Source organism: Brevibacillus massiliensis (assembly GCF_000311785.1).
GTDB lineage: Bacteria > Bacillota > Bacilli > Brevibacillales > Brevibacillaceae > Brevibacillus_C > Brevibacillus_C massiliensis.
In genome coordinates, this window is record NZ_HE978540.1 from 18,563 (window position 1) to 37,551 (window position 18,989).

18 protein-coding genes are annotated in these 18,989 nt (G+C 54.2%); all 18 read right to left on the minus strand.

Annotated features, from left to right (window positions below; translation table 11 throughout):
- Nucleotides 1-2: 2 nt before the first annotated feature.
- Nucleotides 3-599, minus strand: coding sequence for a cytochrome aa3 quinol oxidase subunit III (gene qoxC / locus HGBM_RS12630; RefSeq protein ID WP_019121470.1), 597 nt, complete (start codon nt 597-599; stop codon nt 3-5).
- A complete protein-coding gene (gene qoxB, locus HGBM_RS12635) occupies nt 599-2,545 on the minus strand; it encodes a cytochrome aa3 quinol oxidase subunit I (protein ID WP_019121471.1) in 1,947 nt (648 codons plus the stop codon). Before qoxB ends, qoxC begins: the two co-directional genes overlap by 1 nt.
- A 67-nt stretch (nt 2,546-2,612) precedes the next feature.
- Nucleotides 2,613-3,515 carry a cytochrome aa3 quinol oxidase subunit II gene (qoxA, locus tag HGBM_RS12640; RefSeq protein WP_019121472.1) on the minus strand — a complete coding sequence of 301 codons (903 nt, stop codon included), beginning with the start codon at nt 3,513-3,515 and terminating at the stop codon, nt 2,613-2,615.
- A gap of 412 nt (nt 3,516-3,927) precedes the next feature.
- Nucleotides 3,928-4,488, minus strand: a complete 561-nt coding sequence (gene lepB / locus HGBM_RS12645) for a signal peptidase I (RefSeq protein ID WP_026074385.1) — start codon at nt 4,486-4,488, stop codon at nt 3,928-3,930.
- 138 nt (nt 4,489-4,626) lie between these two features.
- Nucleotides 4,627-5,781 (minus strand): homogentisate 1,2-dioxygenase, encoded by a 1,155-nt coding sequence (locus tag HGBM_RS12650; protein ID WP_019121474.1) that lies wholly within the window; start codon nt 5,779-5,781, stop codon nt 4,627-4,629.
- A 20-nt stretch (nt 5,782-5,801) separates the two neighbouring features.
- Nucleotides 5,802-7,070, minus strand: a complete 1,269-nt coding sequence (gene fahA, locus HGBM_RS12655) for a fumarylacetoacetase (protein ID WP_019121475.1) — start codon at nt 7,068-7,070, stop codon at nt 5,802-5,804.
- A 16-nt stretch (nt 7,071-7,086) separates the two neighbouring features.
- The gene (locus HGBM_RS12660) at nt 7,087-8,040 is read right to left on the minus strand and encodes a hypothetical protein (RefSeq protein ID WP_019121476.1); all 954 of its coding nucleotides are present in this window, start codon (nt 8,038-8,040) and stop codon (nt 7,087-7,089) included.
- A gap of 5 nt (nt 8,041-8,045) precedes the next feature.
- Nucleotides 8,046-8,588: an NADPH-dependent FMN reductase gene (locus HGBM_RS12665; RefSeq protein ID WP_019121477.1), complete on the minus strand. Its 543-nt coding sequence runs from the start codon at nt 8,586-8,588 to the stop codon at nt 8,046-8,048.
- A 22-nt stretch (nt 8,589-8,610) separates the two neighbouring features.
- Nucleotides 8,611-9,627: an LLM class flavin-dependent oxidoreductase gene (locus HGBM_RS12670; RefSeq protein ID WP_019121478.1), complete on the minus strand. Its 1,017-nt coding sequence runs from the start codon at nt 9,625-9,627 to the stop codon at nt 8,611-8,613.
- A gap of 155 nt (nt 9,628-9,782) precedes the next feature.
- Nucleotides 9,783-10,094, minus strand: coding sequence for a DUF3870 domain-containing protein (locus tag HGBM_RS12675; RefSeq protein WP_019121479.1), 312 nt, complete (start codon nt 10,092-10,094; stop codon nt 9,783-9,785).
- A gap of 18 nt (nt 10,095-10,112) precedes the next feature.
- Nucleotides 10,113-11,633, minus strand: a complete 1,521-nt coding sequence (locus tag HGBM_RS32270) for an ATP-binding cassette domain-containing protein (protein ID WP_019121480.1) — start codon at nt 11,631-11,633, stop codon at nt 10,113-10,115.
- Entirely contained in the window at nt 11,630-12,652 is a 1,023-nt protein-coding gene (locus tag HGBM_RS27380) for a branched-chain amino acid ABC transporter permease (RefSeq protein WP_019121481.1), read from the minus strand. Before HGBM_RS27380 ends, HGBM_RS32270 begins: the two co-directional genes overlap by 4 nt.
- 15 nt (nt 12,653-12,667) lie before the next feature.
- On the minus strand, nt 12,668-13,543 hold the full coding sequence (locus HGBM_RS12690; protein WP_019121482.1) for a branched-chain amino acid ABC transporter permease: 876 nt from the start codon (nt 13,541-13,543) through the stop codon (nt 12,668-12,670).
- Between the two features lie 15 nt (nt 13,544-13,558).
- Nucleotides 13,559-14,794, minus strand: coding sequence for an ABC transporter substrate-binding protein (locus HGBM_RS27385; protein WP_245552983.1), 1,236 nt, complete (start codon nt 14,792-14,794; stop codon nt 13,559-13,561).
- Nucleotides 14,795-15,035: 241 nt separating this feature from the next.
- Nucleotides 15,036-15,365, minus strand: coding sequence for a DUF3870 domain-containing protein (locus HGBM_RS12700; protein WP_019121484.1), 330 nt, complete (start codon nt 15,363-15,365; stop codon nt 15,036-15,038).
- Between the two features lie 116 nt (nt 15,366-15,481).
- Nucleotides 15,482-16,129, minus strand: a complete 648-nt coding sequence (locus HGBM_RS12705; RefSeq protein WP_019121485.1) for an ABC transporter ATP-binding protein — start codon at nt 16,127-16,129, stop codon at nt 15,482-15,484.
- Nucleotides 16,126-17,781, minus strand: coding sequence for an ABC transporter permease (locus HGBM_RS12710; RefSeq protein WP_026074387.1), 1,656 nt, complete (start codon nt 17,779-17,781; stop codon nt 16,126-16,128). Before HGBM_RS12710 ends, HGBM_RS12705 begins: the two co-directional genes overlap by 4 nt.
- A complete protein-coding gene (locus HGBM_RS12715; protein WP_019121487.1) occupies nt 17,782-18,858 on the minus strand; it encodes a Fe(3+) ABC transporter substrate-binding protein in 1,077 nt (358 codons plus the stop codon).
- Nucleotides 18,859-18,989: the final 131 nt, after the last annotated feature.

Below are 18,989 nucleotides of genomic sequence, written 5' to 3' on the forward strand. Positions count from 1 at the left end.
CTTTACATCATTCCTTTCAGGTAGATGAAGCTGAAGATGAAGATCCAAACGACGTCAAGGAAATGCCAATAAAGCGAGAAGATGAATGATTTATTGGCTGTTTCCGGGGTCAAGCCGCGTTGTTTCACCTGCAGCATGATGAACAATCCCCAGAATATACCTAATGTAACATGCGCTCCATGCGTACCCAGCGTTGTCAACAGAATCGATGTGAATGCGCTGGTCTGCAGGCCTGCTCCAATGTGAACGTAGTGAACGAACTCAGAAATTTCAACAGCCAGGAATCCTGCGCCAAGCAGAAGGGTGACGGCAAAGAATGACAACATCGCTTTCTTGTTGCGAAGGCGCATGGCATGTACGCCAAGGCCGATGGTAAAGCTGCTTGTCAAAAGCACGATTGTTTCCATCAACACCGGTGTGATTTCGAAGATATCGGCGCCGGCAGGGCCGTTGCCGGTGCGATTCACCAGCGTGAAATAGGAAGCGAAAAGCGTGGCAAACAGCATAATCTCGGCACCCAGGAAAATCCAGAAACCCAACACTTTTAAGCGATTTTCTTCCGTGCTGTATTCAAGCGGCAGCGAGTGATCTATTTTCATTAGCTAACACCCCGCAATTTCGTTTCTGTTTCTTCAATTTTTTCGACGGAAATGTAGTGGCCGTGATCTTCTTCGAATGAACGGAGAGCCATACAAGCAAATATGCCGATTGTTGAAATGATTACAGGAATCCACATGCTGAACACAAATGAAAAGCCCCAGACGAAGAAAATACAGCTCATGATAAATGGGACACCGCTGTTATTTGGCATATGAATTTTCTCATATTCGCCTTTGAACAAGATATGCCCCTTTTTCTTCGCATCCCAGAATGCTTCAATGGAATCAACCTGCGGTACAACGGCGAAGTTATATGCTGGTACCGGACTGTGGGTAGCCCACTCCAGCGTACGTGCATCCCATGGATCCGAACCGATATCTCTTGAAGCGTAGCGAATGCTGTGGTAGATGTTGTACACGATCAAGACAAATCCTGCCGCGAGTCCAAGCGCTCCGATAAATGAAATCATATTCCATACTCCGAATCCGGTTGATGCAGAGTACGTGTACATACGTCGTGCTTGCCCATCCAAACCGGAGAAAAACATGGGCATGAATGCCAGGAGTGTGCCGATTGCGATCGTCCAAGCCGTTATTTTCCCGATTCTTTCATTCAGCATGAACCCGAACATCTTTGGCCAGTAGTAAGTGAGACCGGCCAGCATCGCAAATACAACACCAGGAATAATGACCATGTGGAAGTGAGCCACCAGGAACATCGTATTATGGTATTGGTAGTCGGCAGCTGACATCCCAAGCATTACCCCGGTAACCCCGCCGATTGTGAAAAGCGGAATGAACAGCAATGCGTAAAGCATGGGAGTGGTGATCACAATCTTTCCCTTCCAAAGCGTAAACAACCAGTTGAAGATCTTCACCCCTGTTGGAATGGCAATCGCCATTGTTGTGATCGAGAAGATGCTGTTCGCTACGGCTCCCTGACCCATGGTAAAGAAATGGTGCGCCCACACCAGGAATGAAAATACAGAGATGACCACCATGGAGGCAACCATCGATTTGTAGCCATAGAGGTTGCGCCGTGCAAAGGTTGAGATCACTTCACTGTAAATACCGAATGCCGGCAAAATCAAGATATACACTTCGGGATGGCCCCATACCCAGAACAAGTTGGCCCACAGCATATCCATGCCGCCATTATCTGTTGTAAAGAAGTTCGTCCCAAACAGCCGGTCCAATGTTCCCATCGCAAGCGCCACTGTTAACACGGGAAACGCGAACACAATGATGACATTGGTAATGAGAGAAGACCATGTAAACATCGGCATTTTCATCAATGTCATACCCGGTGCTCTCATTTTCAGAATGGTGGTTATGAAGTTGATACCCGTCATCAATGTACCGATACCGGCTATCTGAATCGCAATCATATAGTAATTTGTTCCGACAGATTGACTGAATTCATTGCCTGCAAGCGGAAAATAAGACGTCCAACCCGCATCGGGAGAACCGCCAATCACGAAAGAGATGTTGAACAGCATGGCGCCCATGAAGAATAACCAGAAACTTAACGCATTCAAACGGGGGAACGCTACATCGCGAGCGCCAATCTGCAGCGGAACGACGAAGTTCATTAAGGCCATAATAAATGGCATGGCCATAAAGATGATCATCACGACCCCGTGTGTTGTGAAAATTTCATTGTAGTGTTGGGCATCCAGCAGCGTGTTGTCCGGCACGGCAAGTTGAGCACGCATCATAATCGCATCCGCCCCACCGCGGAACAGCATCAGCAAAGCAGATATCAGGTACATGATGCCGATGCGTTTATGGTCCACGGTTGTTAGCCATTCACGCCAGAGATAGCCCCATTTTTTAAAATAAGTTAAGCCCGCGACGATTGCGATCACCGTTAAACCGATGGCAACCATCGACGCGTAAATCGCAGGATTTGGATGAGGTACGGCAAACCGATCAAAAAAACCCATCTTTTGCGTCTCCTTTCAGAAAACAGATTGCTTGCCGAGTAAACCGATGTCATGCATGCAATTCATGTTAATGATGATTGTGGTTTGATTCTCCATGCTCTGAATGTTCACCAGCATCGCTTGACCCATGATCATGTCCGCCATGTTCACCTTCCGGAGCCGGCATAAACGCTAAGTGGGTACCTGTGTACGTGGATTGTCCCACGTGACCTGGTTCCAACAGCTCCTTGAATTTTTCTTCCGTGAGAGGTGCGGCAGTCGCTTTCACTTCTTTCACCCATTTATCAAATTCATCCTGCGTCACTGCTTTCACGTTGAACGTATTTTCAGCAAACCCTTTTCCGCTGAAATTTGCATTTCGTCCCATGTATTCCCCGGGGACGTCAGCTGCCAGGTATAAAGTGTTCACCATGTCGCTCATTGCGTACTTTTGTCCACCGAGTTGCGGAATCCAGAAGCTGGTGATTGGACCGTATGAATAAAGCTTGAACTCCAGCGGTCGATCTGTTGGAATGTACAGGTAGTTAACGGTCTCGATGTTTTCCTCCGGATAACTGAAATGCCACTTCCAATTGGAAGATGAAGCGTAAATCACCAATGGCTTTTGATCCTCGTAGCCTTTTGGCATTGCCTCCACTTTATTGTTGCTTTGCACAGAAACAACTGAAAGGAAGGCGACGATAATAACTGGAATCCCGATACAGATCGCTTCAACAACCTTGCTTCCTTCAATGTGCGGAGGTTCATAATCTGCAGGCAGTTTCGACGCGCGGTATTTGATTAACATATAGGCCAATAAAGCGAAAACGGCAATCACGATAAACGACATGATCCCAATAGACAGCATAATGTCTTTGGCTTGCGTTTGCGCTTGAGGACCTTTTGGGTCTAATACCAGTAATGGTTCACAACCGGTTAGCACCGCCATGACAGCTGGAACAATGCCTAATAAAGCCCATTTCCTTTTCATACAGCTTCCCCTTTCAGTGACTCTTGGAAAGTGAAAATTTTCACAATCGATGTTGCTTGAAATCAGAGAATACATGTAACATGTGGGGGTAAATTTTTATTGCAGTGTTACTTACATGATAACATCGCCAAGCATGCGGTCACTGTCCATTTTGTTACGGATTGGCGGCTAAATCGTGTCAAAATTGAAAAGGCAACTTACGGTAATCTTGAATATTACGAGGCATAACCAAATCACAAGGAGGAACAAACATGAACATTCGCAGAGCCGGAAGGCCAGAAGCCGCATGCTTACCGACCTCTCGCTTCGGTCGAAGGCATATTGGGGCTGCAGCGCCGAGTTTATCGACGCCGGCCCTTGATAAAATGGACCCTCTCCTCGCGAACGCAAGGAGAGGGTCCGTCTCGTTTCATTAAAAAAAGTTGAAGTTGAACTCGAACACGCTCTTTCCCAACACGTGATCGAGCGGGATAAACCCGATGTCTCTGCTGTCCCGGCTGTTGTTGCGGTTGTCCCCCATGACGAAAATGTGATTGGCCGGGACAACCCATTTCCCGTCGGCCACGAAATCCATCGTCTCTTTGATATAGGGTTCGTCAAGCGCCTGGCCGTTGCGGTACACTTTGTGGTCTTTAAACTCCAAAACATCCCCGGGTTTGCCGATCACCCTTTTTATATAAAGGAAGTGGTTGTCAGCCTTCTGGAACAGACCGAACAACGGATTCTCCAATAAATCATCCTTGAAGGTACGCTCCCGATCCACGCGGCTGTCGATGATGACGATGTCGCCGTAGTCGGGCAGATAAGAAAAGGTATGCGGGAGTTTCGATACGATGACCCGCTGCTGATCATGCAGGGTAGGGTCCATCGAATGCCCTTCCACCTTAAAAGGTTGAATTACAAAGATGCCGATAAATAGGGCAAGTATGACGGCTATACCCAAAGAGCGGACCCAGCTCCACACCTCTTTTATTACATTCACTAGGATTACCTGCCTCTCCATGTCAGATACGAACCATTATACCACAGCCCGGATTGGCAGGGACAATGACAATGCCATGACGCTGTGAAGCCCGCGAACATGGCATTGGTGGAAGGCTGGTCCTGCAGCTTACGCATTCCAGCTGTATTTGTATTGTGTATCCTCGACCGCCTGCGCCTGTTTGACCACGCGCAGGGGACGGAAGGTATCGAGCATGACGGCCAGCTCCTGCGTCTCTTTTTTGCCGATGCTCGCTTCTACCTTGCCCGGGTGGGGCCCATGGGGAATTCCGCACGGATGAAGGGTAAGCGAGCCTTCGCTGATGCCCTTGCGGCTCATGAAATTCCCCTTCACATAGTAGAGCACCTCATCGCTGTCCACGTTGCTGTGGTAATAGGGAGTAGGGATCGCCTCCGGGTGGTAGTCGTACATACGCGGTACGAACGAACAGATCACCAGATTGTTCGCCTCAAACGTCTGATGGATCGGCGGCGGCATGTGAATCCGTCCGGTAATCGGCTCAAAATCGCCAATATTAAAAATCCACGGATAAAGGTAACCGTCCCAGCCCACGACGTCGAGCGGATGATGGTTGAACAAGTGGGAGTGCAGGAACCCTCTCGACTTGGTGCGAACCTCGTACTCCCCTTGGTCCGTGTGGGTCTCCAGCACTTCCGGCCCGCGAATATCGCGTTCACAGAAAGGGCTGTGTTCCAGAAGCTGTCCGTGATGATTCCGGTAGCGCTTGGGAGTGGTAATCCAGCTCGTCGTTTCGATCACGAGAAACTTCGCTTCCCCCGGGTCCGGCACGATCCGGTAGATCGTCCCCACCGGCATGACGATGTAATCCCCGGGCTGGTAGCGCAAGGTCCCGAACATCGTCTCCGCCCTGCCTGTTCCGGCATGGACAAACAACACCTCGTCACCGTCGCTGTTGCGGTAAAAATAGTCCATCTGCCGGACAGGCTGGGCCACGGCGATCTGCACGTCATCATTGCCGAGCAAATACTGCCTGCCTTCGACAGCATCCCCTGGCTCCGCATATTGATGGGTAAAAAAGTGCCGGTGGCAAAGATCGGCCTGCTCTTCATAGGCTAACCGGCAGTCCTTGAGCAGCGCTGAGTGCACGATCCTGGTCGGCGGGTTGTGATGATACAGGATCGATTGGATGCCGGAAAAACCTTTCGTGCCCATGACTTGTTCCCGATACAAAGAGCCGTCCTGCTTGCGGAAAATCGTATGCCGCTTCCGCGGGATTTCCCCCATCTGACGATAAAATGGCATGTTGAAGCCCTCCTCCGTGCTTAATTCTCGCTTCGCGCCGGCAGTACCCGGCCCGTTACGCTGCCAAATCCAATGCGGTAGCCATCGCCCTGGCACCATCCGCTCATCGTCACCCTGTCGCCATCCTCCAGCCAGACGCGCTGCTGCCCATCTCCCAGCTGAAGCGGCTCGGCGCCGCGCCAGGTAAGCTCCAGCAGGCAGCCCCGCGATGTTTTTTCCGCGCCGCTGATCGTTCCCGAAGCCAAGAGGTCGCCCGGGCGCAGGTTGCACCCCCCGACGGTGTGGTGGGCGATCTGCTGTGCCATGCTCCAATAGAGGTAGCGGAAGTTGCTCGTGCAGATCTGCTGCGGTTCGGCCATCTCGGCGCCCTGAAGCTCCACGGCCAGTTGGATGTCAAACGCGCCTGCCCCTGTTTGCCGCAAATAAGGCAGCGGCTCGGGATCCTGGTGCGGCCCTTGGACGCGAAACGGCTCCAATGCCTCGAGCGGCACCACCCAGGGGGAGATCGACGTCGCGAAGTTCTTGGCGAGAAACGGGCCGAGCGGCTGGTACTCCCACGCCTGGATATCTCTTGCGCTCCAGTCATTGACGAGCACGAGCCCAAAGATGTGCTCCTCGGCACGATCGATCGGGATCGGTTCGCCCGGTTCATTGCCCGGGCCGATCAGCCAGCCGATCTCCAACTCAAAATCAAGCTGGCGGCACGGCCCGAAGATCGGGCGCGCTTCATCCGGCCGCTTCATCTGTCCCAGCGGCCGGCGCACATCCGTGCCGCTCACCACGACGGAACTGGCCCGGCCGTGGTAGCCGACAGGCAGATTCACCCAGTTTGGCATCAGCGCGTTCTCTTTGCCGCGAAACATGATGCCGACATTTGTCGCGTGGTCCTTGGAAGCATAGAAGTCCGTATAGTCGCCAATTTCCGCAGGCAGGAGCATCTCCACCTCGCTCTGCAGGCGGAAGGCTTCAGCCCGCAGCGTATCGTTGTCGCGCAAGGCGGGTTCCTGCTCGCTGAGCAGCCGCTGAATCTTCGCCCGTGCCTCCCGCCAGACAGAGCGCCCCAAAGCCATGAAGGCGTTGAGCGAAGATTGCGCGAACACCGCTCTGCCCCTGAGGGACGTGTCTTCAAAAAAACCGGCCCGCTCCAGTACGGAAAGATCAAGCACGCAGTCGCCGATCGCGACGCCGACGCGGGGAGTGCCGCCGCTCTTCGGCCGAAACACCCCGTAAGGCAAGTTTTGAATGGGAAAGTGGGAATCCGCCGCTACCTCGATAAATGAACGCTCCACTGTTCTCCTCCTCCTTCTATAAGATATGCAAGGCTCGCAAATCGTCACGCGGCTCGTCAAAGCTGCAGGTGCCGTAGGAACGCAGCAGTGCGCCGCGCAGCCGGGCGATGGCGGGGGCGGAGAGCGATAGATCCCGCCAGGCCAATCCATCGGCGGTAAAGGAGAAGCTGGCGGAATCTTCGTCGGCGAGGATTTGCTCGATCAGCTCCTCCCCCGCATTCCGCTCATGGGCCAGCATCCCGGCCGTAAACACATTGACAAAGCCGTGCATGCGGGTCTCCACTTCAGACCGATACATCCGGATCGGATGGTGCAGCCCGGCGGTAAATTTCAACGGAATCCGGCGGTCGCGGCAGCCCGCAAGGACGAATGCCAGCTCAGCCGGCGAGGGAAAGGCAGCAGCGTGCAGGCCGCCGGTCCGAAACTTGAGGCCGATGGTCATGATTTTGCCCTCGCTGGCGTTGTACGCAGCGATCGCATCCAGGGCGACCGTCATCTGCCGCCTCCAGTCCGGAGAAAAAGGGTATGCGGCTTCGCAAAACAGCTCCATCCCCTGCCGCTGTACCTCTGCCGCAATCGCCTCCAACAGCCCGTTTGCGGGAGGGGCAGCCGAGGGAAGCGGCAGTTCCAGAACGCCGATGTCTGCGATATCCGCGTACCGCTCGCAAAAGTCTTGAATCTGCGTCAGGTCTGCACGCAGTCCCGCAAGGCATTCCGCCTCATCTTCACTCTTCCGCCCCAAGGCGGCACAGCTCAAAGGATGATCCTCCGAAAACAGCGACAGATGCGGTTCCAGCTCGTTCAACCGCGCAGCCGGGACGACAAAGCGCCCCAGCATCCAGGCGTCATCGCTCCTTTGGTAAGCGGCATAACGGCGGACCGACTCCGCGAGCGGCAGGCTGGCGGGCGGAAACAGCCCCGCGTAATCGAACAGACCTTCCAAAAACGCGCCTACACTGCCTATATTCACTTCTCTCACTCCTTTCGCTTGAGTTCTTGTTGCATGTGTATGAGTTCGGCTGCCAAATTCTTCATGCGCTTCTCTACGTCCTCGTCGATGATTTTATTTTCCCTGTTGAAATGATCCGTGTGGGCGTACACATAGCTGGGAGCGACAAAGGCGCGGAAGTAACCGGCGATCGGCTTTGCCTGGTTTTCGATGACCAGATAGTGCTGATAGGTTCCACCGTTGGCCGCAAAGCCCATCACTTTGTGGCGAAACACGGAAGGGGGAACCAGATCAAACACGTTTTTTAAAGGAGCCGGGATGGACCCGTTAAAGACTGGAAAGCCGATCAGATAAAAATCCGCTTCCGTAATCTCGGCGATCACCCTCCTGGTGTCGTCGTTGTAGTGAGCGGGATCTCTGCCATCGCAAAACTGAAGCTCGCAGCCGCGCAGATCCAGCAGGCGCACTTCGACGTCAGGGGCGATTTGCCGAACCTCTTTCAGGATCTGCTCTACCAGGCTCGCGGTTTTTGCCCCCAGGATGGTGCCGGAAATCCCCAGCAGCTTCATACTCCATCACTCCTTTTGCGGTTTAGCGGACCGATTCTTCCTTGGCCTGTTCCCGAAAAGCGGGCATCACTTCGCGGGCAACCAGTTCCATGGACTTCAGCACCTGTTCATGGGGCAGCCCGCCGAAGTTCATCAACATCATGATATGATCGCAGCCGACTTCTTTATATTTTTTCAACCTGCCGATGACATCTTCGGGCGTGCCGATCAGCAGCTGCTCGCGGGCCTCCAGATCTTCATACTGAGCCCCTTTCCCGTATTGGCGGGTTTCCAGGTACAAATTTACATGGGGTTTGGCGATTCGCTCCGCCGCTTCTCTCGTCTCCGCTACAAACGTATGCAGGGCGAGCGGAGTATTTATCTTTCGCTCGTCATGTCCCGCCTCCAGATACGCCCTCCGGTAATCGCTGATGACCTGGCGCAACTCCTCGATGCTGTTGCCGGAAACGTAGGGCACACCCATGATGTTGTAGCCCATCTTCCCGACGTACTGGGCTCCCTGGGAACGCAGGGCGCCGATCCAGAGCGGGACCTGCTTCTGTTCGGGGATGACTTGCAGCTTTATATCGGTAAACTGGTAGTACTCTCCGTGATGCGAGAATGTCTCCCCTGTCCAGGCTTTTTCGATCACGGCCAGGGCATCGTTGAAGCGGAAGGCCTTGTCTTTGCCGTCGACGTTAAATCCGGCGAATTCATGAGGCAGGTAGCCGCTTCCCAGCCCCAGATTCAAGCGCCCGCCACTCAGCACGTCCAACAAGGCGTAGTCCTCGGCCACCTGAATCGGATTGTGAAAAACCAGAGATACGATCGACACGCCCAGCCGGATCCTTTTTGTCCGCTCGGCTGCAGCCGTCAGCAGGATATGCGGCGAAGTCAGGATGCCATACTCGCTAAAATGGTGTTCCGCAAACCAGACGGATTCGTATCCGAGCCGGTCGGCCTCCACAGTCTGCTCCAGTACCTCCTGCAGCAGCTTGGCGGGCGTGCGGTCAAACTTCGCTTGGTAGTTGTCAAATACGGTAAACAGTCCAAATTTCATCGCGTTGTCCTCCTCGTTTTCAAGAAAATGAATTTTATTTCCAAAAAGGAAAAACCAGCGCGCCAAATGGCCAAGCAGGCTCTTTGAGCGGCTGGTTGATACCTACTACCTGAGAAGAAGGAGCGCTTCTCCCCCGTAGATAACTCAGCAGGGAATTATTTCATTTCGCAATAGCGATCATAGGCTTGCTGCAGCGCATAGATGATCGCGCCCTGGCCGGGGACCAGCATGGTCGCTCTCAGTTTCTCTTTTGCTTCGCCAAGGCCATTCTTGATGCTCATCCCTCGCAGTTGATGACTGACAAACTCGTTCGTCTTGTCCATCACGAAGGAAAAGGATATATCCTCGATAATTTCTTCGTCGCGGTTAATTACCATGACACAGCCAACCAGTTTGTACACTTCGTACATCGTGGTCCCTTTCGACACCTCCGCAAAGCCGGCAACCAGTACGGTGTTTTTGCCCAATGGAGCAGCCCCCTTTCGTTAGTGTCCGCTTAAATAGGCCGCCCGGATTCGATCGTCGTGCATCAGTTGATCAGGATTGCCTGCGATTTTGATCCTGCCGTTTTCCAAGACGTAAGCGAAGTCAGCGATTCTCATGGCCGCCCGCGCATTCTGTTCTACGAGAAGAATGTTCATTCCCATCTGTTTGAGCTGGTACAGCTTGTCGAAGATTTCCTCGACAATCATCGGAGCGAGACCTAAAGACGGTTCATCGAGCATCAGTACTTCCGGATGCGACATCAGTCCCCGGGCGATCGCCAGCATCTGCTGTTCGCCTCCGCTCAGGGTGCCGGACAGCTGCTTGCGCCTTTCCTTCAGCACCGGGAACATCTGATACATCTTTTCCAGGTCTTCGAAAACCTGCTGCCGGCCATGCCTGCTGCAGTAGGCTCCAAGGCGCAAGCTTTCCTCCACGGTGAGCTCCGGGAACATCCCCCTGCGCTCGGGGACGAGGTTGATCCCCTGACGGGCCAGCTGCTCCGCCGGGATGCCGGTAATGTCCCGCTCCCGGAATGTGACTTTTCCCGCCCTGGCCGGATACAGCCCGGCGATCGTTCCGAGCAGCGTCGACTTCCCTGCCCCATTGGCCCCGATGATAACGGCAAGTTCTCCTTTGTACAGACGGAGCGAAACTCCCTTGAGGGCGTGAATGTCGCCGCGGCAGGCGTGCAGATCGGCTGCTTGCAGGACGGGCGGCTCCTGTTCGGTGCGGCTTTTTCTCGCGTATTCCCGCTGGACATCGCGGCCGAGGTAGGCCTCGATGACGCGTTCGTCCCGGCTGATTTCCTCCGGAGTTCCCTCTGCTATTTTGCTGCCAAACTCAAGGACGATGATCTTGTCGGACACCTCCATGACGGTAGCGAGATCGTGTTCGATCAGGAAGATGCTGAGCCCTTCGGCCTTCAAACGCCTGATCAGCCGGGCCATCCCCGCCACTTCTTCGCGGCTCATCCCGGCCATCGGTTCATCGAGAAGCAGCAGCTTCGGCTCCAGAGCCAAGGCGCGGGCCACCTCCAGCAGGCGCTGTTCGCCAAAGGACAAATCCTTGGCAGGGTGATCTGCCAGATGAGCCAGGCCGACCAAAGCGAGTTTTTCCATGGCAGCCCTTTTTGCTTCCGTCTCCGCCTTTTGCACGGAAGCAAACCTGAGCATCGACGGGAGCAGGCTGGGGTTTCGCGTCTTGGGCAAAGCGACCATGACATTCTCAATGACTGTTAGATTATGGAAGATTTGCAGGTTTTGAAACGTCCTGGCAATCCCCAGCGCAGCGATCTGATGGGGCTTCATGTTGTCGATTTTCCGGCCGAGGAACCGCACCTCTCCCGCATCGGGCGTGTACATCCCGGTAATGCAGTTAAACGTGGAGGTTTTCCCTGCGCCATTCGGCCCGATGAGAGAAACGACCCGGCCGGGCTCTACCTGAAAAGAATTGTCGTTGACCGCCACCACGCCGCCAAAGCGCTTGGTTACCCGTTCAAATTCAAGCAGACAAGTGCTCACAGGGTTTCACCTCTCCGTCTGGCCTTTGCACTGCGGAAGATGCCGATGATCCCGTTCGGCATGTAAATCATCATCAGCACCAGCAGCAATCCAAAGAAGATGACTTCGATCGAGCCGCCGGAGGTGGCTTGGCCGATCAACAGTGGAACGTACTCTCTGAGCAGTTCGACCAACAGCGTGACGACCAGCACGCCCACCATCGCTCCCCAGACGGATACCAGCCCGCCCAAGACGGCCATCACCACAAACTTGATCGACATGTCGAAATTGAACACCGCCGGGCTGACAAACCCCATGTAACAGGCGTAAAGACCTCCGCTCAAACCGGCGAACATCCCGCTTATCACAAAAGCCTGCAGACGGTACCGGCCGGTATCAATCCCCATCGCTTCCGAAGCGGCCTGACTGGCGTGCATCGAACGAAGGTTTCTGCCCCAACCGGACTTGACCAGGTTGCTGCACAAGATCAGACAGACGATGGCCACGATCCACACGAGGGCAAACCAGGCGGCATCACCCGAAACCTGGAGCGGACCTGCCTGCAGGGCGGGAATTCCGATCAATCCGGAAGATCCGCCCGTCCACTCCGTCTCCTCGATCAGGACAATGTTGACGACGATGCCAAAGCCGAGAGTGGCCAGCGAAAAATAGTGTCCCCGCAAATTTCTTGTGATCAGCCCCAAGCCGAAAGCGATCAAGCCGGATACGATCACCGCCAGCGGAATGCCCAGCCAGGGGGAAATTCCCAGATGGACGGCTCCTGTGCCCGTGACGTAGGCGCCGATGCCCCAAAAGGCTGCTCCGGCCAGCGAAACCAGGCCGGCAAACCCCATCAACAGCGTAATCCCGACCGTCGTGATGCAGTACAATCCCATGATCACGAACACACTGGTCAGATAGCTGCCAAGCAGGAGCGGCCCTGCGAACAGGACCGGCAGCAGCAGGAGCAGCCAAAGCCACGCCCGGCTTCTGATGCGCATGGGATGGGTCGGTTTTGTCTGTTCCAGCATTTTTTCCATCATGGCCCACCTCTCTTACACCCGTTTCCCGCTTCTTGCGCCAAGGATCCCCTGCGGTCTGAAGATGAGCACCAAGAGCAGGATCAGAAAGGCGATTGCATCCTTGTATCCGGATGAGACCAACCCTGCTCCGAGCGACTCCAGGACGCCGAGCAGCACGCCGCCCGCGACAGCCCCCGGAATGCTGACCAAGCCTCCCAGCACCGCCGCGACAAATCCCTTCAAACCAATCATCAGGCCCATGTCATAGGTAGCCAGCGAGACCGGGGCGACCGACACGCCGACTGCCCCGGCCAGTCCCGCCCCCAGGACAAAGGACAAGAGGGCCATCCGATTCGGAGAAATCCCCATCAGCCGGCTTACCTCCCGGTTCATCATGCAGGCCCTGAGCGCCGAACCCATCGCCGTCCGCTCGAAGAAAACAAACAGCGCCAGCATACAGATCAGGGCGATCCCTCCGATAAAGAAATCCTGCAGGGGAATGACCGCCCCGAGGAAGCTGACCGGCTCTCCCGCCATGAACGGCGGAATGGTCAAGGGACTGCTTCCCCACAGCAGTTGTGCAAGTCCCCGCAGTGTCGTAGACAGCCCGATCGTGATGATGATCAGTACGACATCGCTGCTGTACCTGGCAGGGTACAGGGCCAGCCGCCACGCGACGGCCCCGACCGCCGCCGAGACGAGAATCGCGGCAATGCAGGCAATCCACAGCGGTGCTCCGGCGGAAGTCATGGCAGCCCCCGACATGGCGGCCACCATGACAAACTCTCCCTGGGCAAAGTTGATCACGCCGTTGACGTTGTAGATCGTGACAAATCCCACGGCAATCAGCGCGTAGATTCCGCCTACGGTCAGGCCGGAAAACAACAATTGGACCAAATCTGAACTCATCCTACCTTCTCCTCGCTATTGCGCCTTTACCCAGCGGCCGCCTTTTACCTGCAGAATGATCACATCCTCCGGCTTCAGGCCCTGATGATCGTCCGGGCTGAGATTGAAGACGCCTGTCGTGCCGACCAGGTTTTGAATCTTCTCCATGTTTTCCCGGATCGTCTCCCGGTTTACCTGGTCTCCCGCCATCTCGATCGCTTTGGCCAAGAGCAGCATCGTATCGTAGGCCATCCCGTCGATCGGGCTGACACCCGTCTTAAACTTCGATTCAAAATCCTTGACGTACTTCGTGATCAGCTCCTTTTGCGGATCGCTGTCTGCCAGCTGATCGGCCACCCACACTTTTCCGGAAGCGATGTACGTTCCTTCCGCTGCCTCGGGACCCGCCAGTTCCACAAATGCGTTGGATCCGGCACCGGCACTGTAGATCAGCATGGAATCCAGCTTCAACTCCCAGAAATTGCGGTTTACGATCGAGGCGGAAGGCGGTATCGCCCAGACGACCACGGCGTCCGGATTTTTTGATTTGATCGTGGTAAGCTGCGGCTTCATATCCTTGTCTCCGCCGCCGAATTTCTCCGTCGCCACGATGTTGAGCCCGTATTCCTTCGCCACCGTTTCAAACGACTTTCTGCCGTCTTCCCCGTAGGCGTTGTTCATCGCCATAAAAGCGACATTGGTCTTCCCCTTCTCTTTCAAAAACGCGGCGATGCTGTTGGAGATGTCGTTGTTGTTGCTCGGCGTCTTAAAGATATACGGGCGCTCACTCGCCGGCTCCACGATCCCGTCCCCGGAACCGACGGACACCAGCGTTACCTTCTGTTGATTCATGTACGGCACGATCGGCATCGTCGTCGGAGTCGTCCCTCCGCCGATCACGGCCAATACCTTGTCCTGCTCCACCAGCTTCTTCGTCACCACGAGAGATTGTGTTTCACTAGACTCATTGTCATAGACGACCAGCTCAATGGGGACGCCGTTAATGCCGCCTTTCTGGTTCAACTCCTCCACCAGCATTTCCACCGCATTCTTCTGCGGCACGCCCCATACCGAGGCACCTCCCGTCAGCTCCAGATTGATCCCGATCTTATAGCTGGCGGGCTTCTCTGTTTTTCCGGCAGCTCCGGAGCCGGAGCCGCTTTCCCCGGCTCCCCCGGCCGCCGCTCCGCCTGAGCCGGCCTGAGTGCCGGAGCAAGCCGCCAAGCTGAACGTCAGAAAAAATACCATGAGTACCGCCAAAGCAAAGCGCATTCTTTTCAACACAATCCCCCCATTTTTGTTTTGAAAATGAAAAAACCAGCAGAACAGAAGAGAAGAAGCAAGAACATGCCAAAAAGGCCGTTCGCTTTCCTGTCTTCCATCCCGCTGGTTGTTTATCTACTTCACCCAGGTCGGGCTCATGTCCCTTCCTGCATAGATAATCCAGCCAAACTATTCACGCTTATGATTATATTACAAAAAGTATGATTATTGCAAGCGCTTTTACAAGTGATCAATATTTGACCATCTCGCAATACCGTTCATGCGCGACCCGCAGGGACTGAATGATGGCACGCTGCGCCGGGGCCAGGAAGCGCTCCTCAATCTCCCGGACGATCTCGTCCACCCCATGCCGCACCGATTTCCCCCTCACCAGCGAACAGATAAATTCATTCGTGACCTCCATGATAAAGGTAAAAGAAACATCCAGGATCAGATCGGTATCCCTGTCAATGATCAAGACACAGCCAACCGTTTTCTGCACTTCATAAAGTGTCGTGCCTTTTGGGAGTTGGGCAAATCCAGCCACGAGAACACAACGCGGGTTGTCTTTCCAGTCCATACTCTACCATCCCTTTGTCGATAATGCGTGCAAGATATTCAAGATAAGATTTTACACACGATTGGGACTTTTGTGAATATGGGCCCAAAAGAATTTCACACGGAATGCGGGAAGAGCTAGCCCCCCGCTTCCATGTACACGACGCGGTCACAGATCGCATCTACATCTTCATTGTCATGGGTGACGAAGATGCACGTCATCTTCGCCCTGTTCAGAATCTCTTTGAGCTCCTGCCTGATCTTTCCCTTCAAGTCGGCATCGAGATTGCTGAACGGTTCGTCCATCAACAGGATGGCGGGCTTGGGGGCGAGCGCCCTGGCCAATGCCACACGCTGCTGCTGTCCTCCGCTCAACTCGTGAGGGTAGCGCCGCTCGTAGCCTCGCAGCTGCACCAGTTCCAGCATCTCGTCCAACCGCTTGGCTCGCTCCGCCCTGGACAATCTATGCAAGCCGAAAACGATGTTTTGCGATACCGTTATATGGGGAAACAGCGCGTAGTCCTGAAACACCATGCCAACACCGCGTTCTTCCGGCTCCACAAATTTCTGCTGCCCAACCACGGCCACTCCGGCAATCGTGATCGTCCCTCCTGCCGGTTCCTCCAATCCGGCAATCAGTCGAAGCAGGGTGCTTTTCCCGCTTCCACTCCGGCCCAGAACCCCGACGATCTGTCCTTGGCTGATGGACAGGTTGAAGTTTTGCATCGTCCACTCTTTCGCATTCTGATAGCGAAAGGAGAGATCTCGTATCTCAAAAAAGTTCATCGCTCCTGCTTCTCCTCTCCAACTCGGTGAAAGAGCAATACGGAAATCATGCTGATCCCGATGATCAGCAAAGACGGTATCGATGCCTCGATAATCTGTTCGTCATTGGCGTACTGATACGTCTTTGTCGCCAGCGTCTCAAAGTTGAACGGCCGCAGCAGCAGGGTCAGCGGCAGTTCTTTGGTAATCTCCACAAAGGCCAGGATGGAGGCGCTTAAAACCGCGCCCCTGATCATCGGCAGATCCACGCGAAAAAACGTCCTGGTCATCCCCAATCCCAACATCCGCGACGCTTCGTAATACTGCTTGCCCACCTTTTCAAATCCAGCCTCGATCGGGTTGAATCCGACGGCCAGAAAGCGGATCACGTAGGCGAAGACCAGCATGACGAGCGATAAGCTGAGCACCAGTTTTTTTTCGCCCCAACCGAGCAAGCTGTATAACCCGCTCAGCTGTTGATCCAGCGAAATGAAGACGGAAAGCACTCCGATGGCAATGACCGCCCCCGGGATCGAATAGCCCATCGCGATCAGCTTGGCCGCCACCTCGGAAAAGAAGGACTCCCGAATCCGGCTTACGTTGGCCACGACGGCCGCCAGCACCACGATGACCACTGTTGCGATGACTGCGACGGAAAGCGTATTAAACGTCAATTGGATAAAAGTGCGGTTGACGACATCTTGGTAGCTTAATTTGGCCCAGGCGACCAGTTGGACGAACGGGATTAAAAACGCACAGGAGAAGATCGCCAGACAGAACAAAAACGCTGCCGCAGCAGACAGCCCCCCAAGCTTTATCGGTTTGAGCGGCCTGGTTTTGCTGGTGGAGGAATGAAACTTCACCCGACTGCGCAAGAGCTTTTCCAGCAGAAATAATCCGATGATTCCTGTCATTAGCAGCGCCGCCAACCGAACGGCCGAATCCAGGTCATACATGCCAAACCAGGTTTGAAAAATCGCCGTGGAAAAGGTCGGAATGCCAAAATAGCTCGTCACGCCGTAATCGCTCAAAACCTCAAAGACAACCAGGCTGACGCCCCCGATGATCGCTGAACGCGAGATGGGCAGGACCACCTGGAAGAAGATTTGCAGCGAATTTTTCCCAAGCAGTCTGGCGCTTTCAATATAGGCAGCGCTCTGCCGTTCCAGAAAGGCTTTGGTGATGAGGTACACGTACGGAAACAAAAACATCGTAAAAATAAAAACGGCGCCTTTCACCGACATCACGTCAAAGTATTTCTGATCGACTGTCATACCCAGCTGGTAGCGGAAAAACTTCTGAATGGCCCCGGTGTAGCTAAACATCGTACTGTACGTGTAAGCTGCGATGTAGGGGGGAATCGCCAGCGGCAAAATCAAAGCCCAACGAAAAAACCGCTTGAGCGGAAAATCGTAGGCGGAGACGAGCCAGGCGAGCGTGACGCCGATCAGTACCGTACAGATTCCGGTACACAGAACAAGCCAAAGCGACTGGAGCACGTAATCTTTTAGCATATATTCCCTGATGTGCTGCCAGTTTTCGTTTGGCTGGTGAAACAGGTTCAACAAGATATAGAGGTTGGGCAGCAGGACCGCCGCTACCCCGAGCAGGCTTAGTGCCACCCAACCGTTTCGTATCCTCGCAAAGCTCCTCCGGAACGTTTGTCTGTACATCTACTTCCAACCTACTTTATTGAAGATCTCCAGCGCTTTCTTGTTATGGGTTCCCAATGCCGCGAAATCGATTTCCTGTGCTTTAAATTCTCCCCAGGACTTCAGCAGCTCCGGCATGTCAGCTTCGGCGTTGACAGGGAATTCGTAGTTGGCCTGGGTCAGCAAGGTCTGAGCCTCTTTATCCGTCAAAAATTCGATCAGCTTCACAGCGTTTTCCTTGTTTTTGCTGTGTTTGGTCAACCCGACGCCGCTGACATTGATGTGAGTCCCGGTGGTCTGCTGGTTGGGGAAGAACACGCCAATGCTCTCTCCGACTTTTACCTCTTCCGGGTCTTTTGAATTCACCAACAGGCCTACGTAATAGGTATTCATAATCGCGACGTCGCCGACTCCGGCCACGATCGCCTTCGCCTGGTCGCGGTCGGCCCCTTCCGGCTTGCGGGCCATGTTGCTGACGATGCCTTTGGCCCATTCTTCCGCCTGCTGCTCGCCACCCAGTTCGATGAAAGAAGCGAGCAGGGACTGGTTGTACAAGCTCGTCGAAGAGCGAACCAAGACTTTGCCCTTCCACTTGTCTGTGGCCAGATCTTCATAGGTGGACAACTGCTCCGGTTTTACCCGCTCTTTTGAGTAGACGATCACGCGCGCCCGTGTGGAAATCCCCACCCACTGATTGTCTTTATCCCGCAATTGCTTGGGTACACGCTGATCCACCGCTTCCGATTGGATCGGCTGCAGCACGCCTGCTTCTTTGGCCGTGTTGAGAACGCCCCCGTCAACCGTGATAAACAGGTCGGCTTCGGTACTTTCCCCTTCGCGTTTCAGGCGTTCGATCAGTTCTTCCGCCTTGCCCTTGACCACGTTTACTTTGATGCCGGTTTTGGCGGTAAACATCTCGAACAGCTTGTCGTCCGATTCATAATGCCGAGCGGTATAAACATTTACTGCCTGTTCTTTGTTTGTTCCCTGGTCCTCTGCCGGAGCTGTACCTTCTCCCGCCTGGGAACCGCACCCGGCCAACAGACCTGCTGCCAGAACAGCGACAAGCCACCCGGAAATCATCCTCTTCTTGCCCATCGTATGCACTCCTTTATCCACCGATGATAATAAGAACCATTATCAATTGCTTGCTTGATAATATCAAGACTTAATTATATTGTCAATAAGTTATTTTATAAATGATGGGAGTAATTGCAACCGGAATAAAG

Bases quoted from the DNA above. Each gene is read 5' to 3' on its own strand.
- HGBM_RS12700 (WP_019121484.1), bottom strand. From the start codon at position 15,365: ATGGACTGGAAAGACAACCCGCGTTGTGTTCTCGTGGCTGGATTTGCC.
- qoxA (WP_019121472.1), bottom strand. From the start codon at position 3,515: ATGAAAAGGAAATGGGCTTTATTAGGCATTGTTCCAGCTGTCATGGCG.
- qoxC (WP_019121470.1), bottom strand. From the start codon at position 599: ATGAAAATAGATCACTCGCTGCCGCTTGAATACAGCACGGAAGAAAAT.
- qoxB (WP_019121471.1), bottom strand. From the start codon at position 2,545: ATGGGTTTTTTTGATCGGTTTGCCGTACCTCATCCAAATCCTGCGATT.
- HGBM_RS27385 (WP_245552983.1), bottom strand. From the start codon at position 14,794: ATGCGCTTTGCTTTGGCGGTACTCATGGTATTTTTTCTGACGTTCAGC.
- HGBM_RS12715 (WP_019121487.1), bottom strand. From the start codon at position 18,858: ATGGGCAAGAAGAGGATGATTTCCGGGTGGCTTGTCGCTGTTCTGGCA.
- HGBM_RS27380 (WP_019121481.1), bottom strand. From the start codon at position 12,652: ATGGAAAAAATGCTGGAACAGACAAAACCGACCCATCCCATGCGCATC.
- HGBM_RS12710 (WP_026074387.1), bottom strand. From the start codon at position 17,781: ATGTACAGACAAACGTTCCGGAGGAGCTTTGCGAGGATACGAAACGGT.
- HGBM_RS12690 (WP_019121482.1), bottom strand. From the start codon at position 13,543: ATGAGTTCAGATTTGGTCCAATTGTTGTTTTCCGGCCTGACCGTAGGC.
- HGBM_RS12665 (WP_019121477.1), bottom strand. From the start codon at position 8,588: ATGAAGCTGCTGGGGATTTCCGGCACCATCCTGGGGGCAAAAACCGCG.
- HGBM_RS12670 (WP_019121478.1), bottom strand. From the start codon at position 9,627: ATGAAATTTGGACTGTTTACCGTATTTGACAACTACCAAGCGAAGTTT.
- HGBM_RS12650 (WP_019121474.1), bottom strand. From the start codon at position 5,781: ATGCCATTTTATCGTCAGATGGGGGAAATCCCGCGGAAGCGGCATACG.
- HGBM_RS12705 (WP_019121485.1), bottom strand. From the start codon at position 16,129: ATGAACTTTTTTGAGATACGAGATCTCTCCTTTCGCTATCAGAATGCG.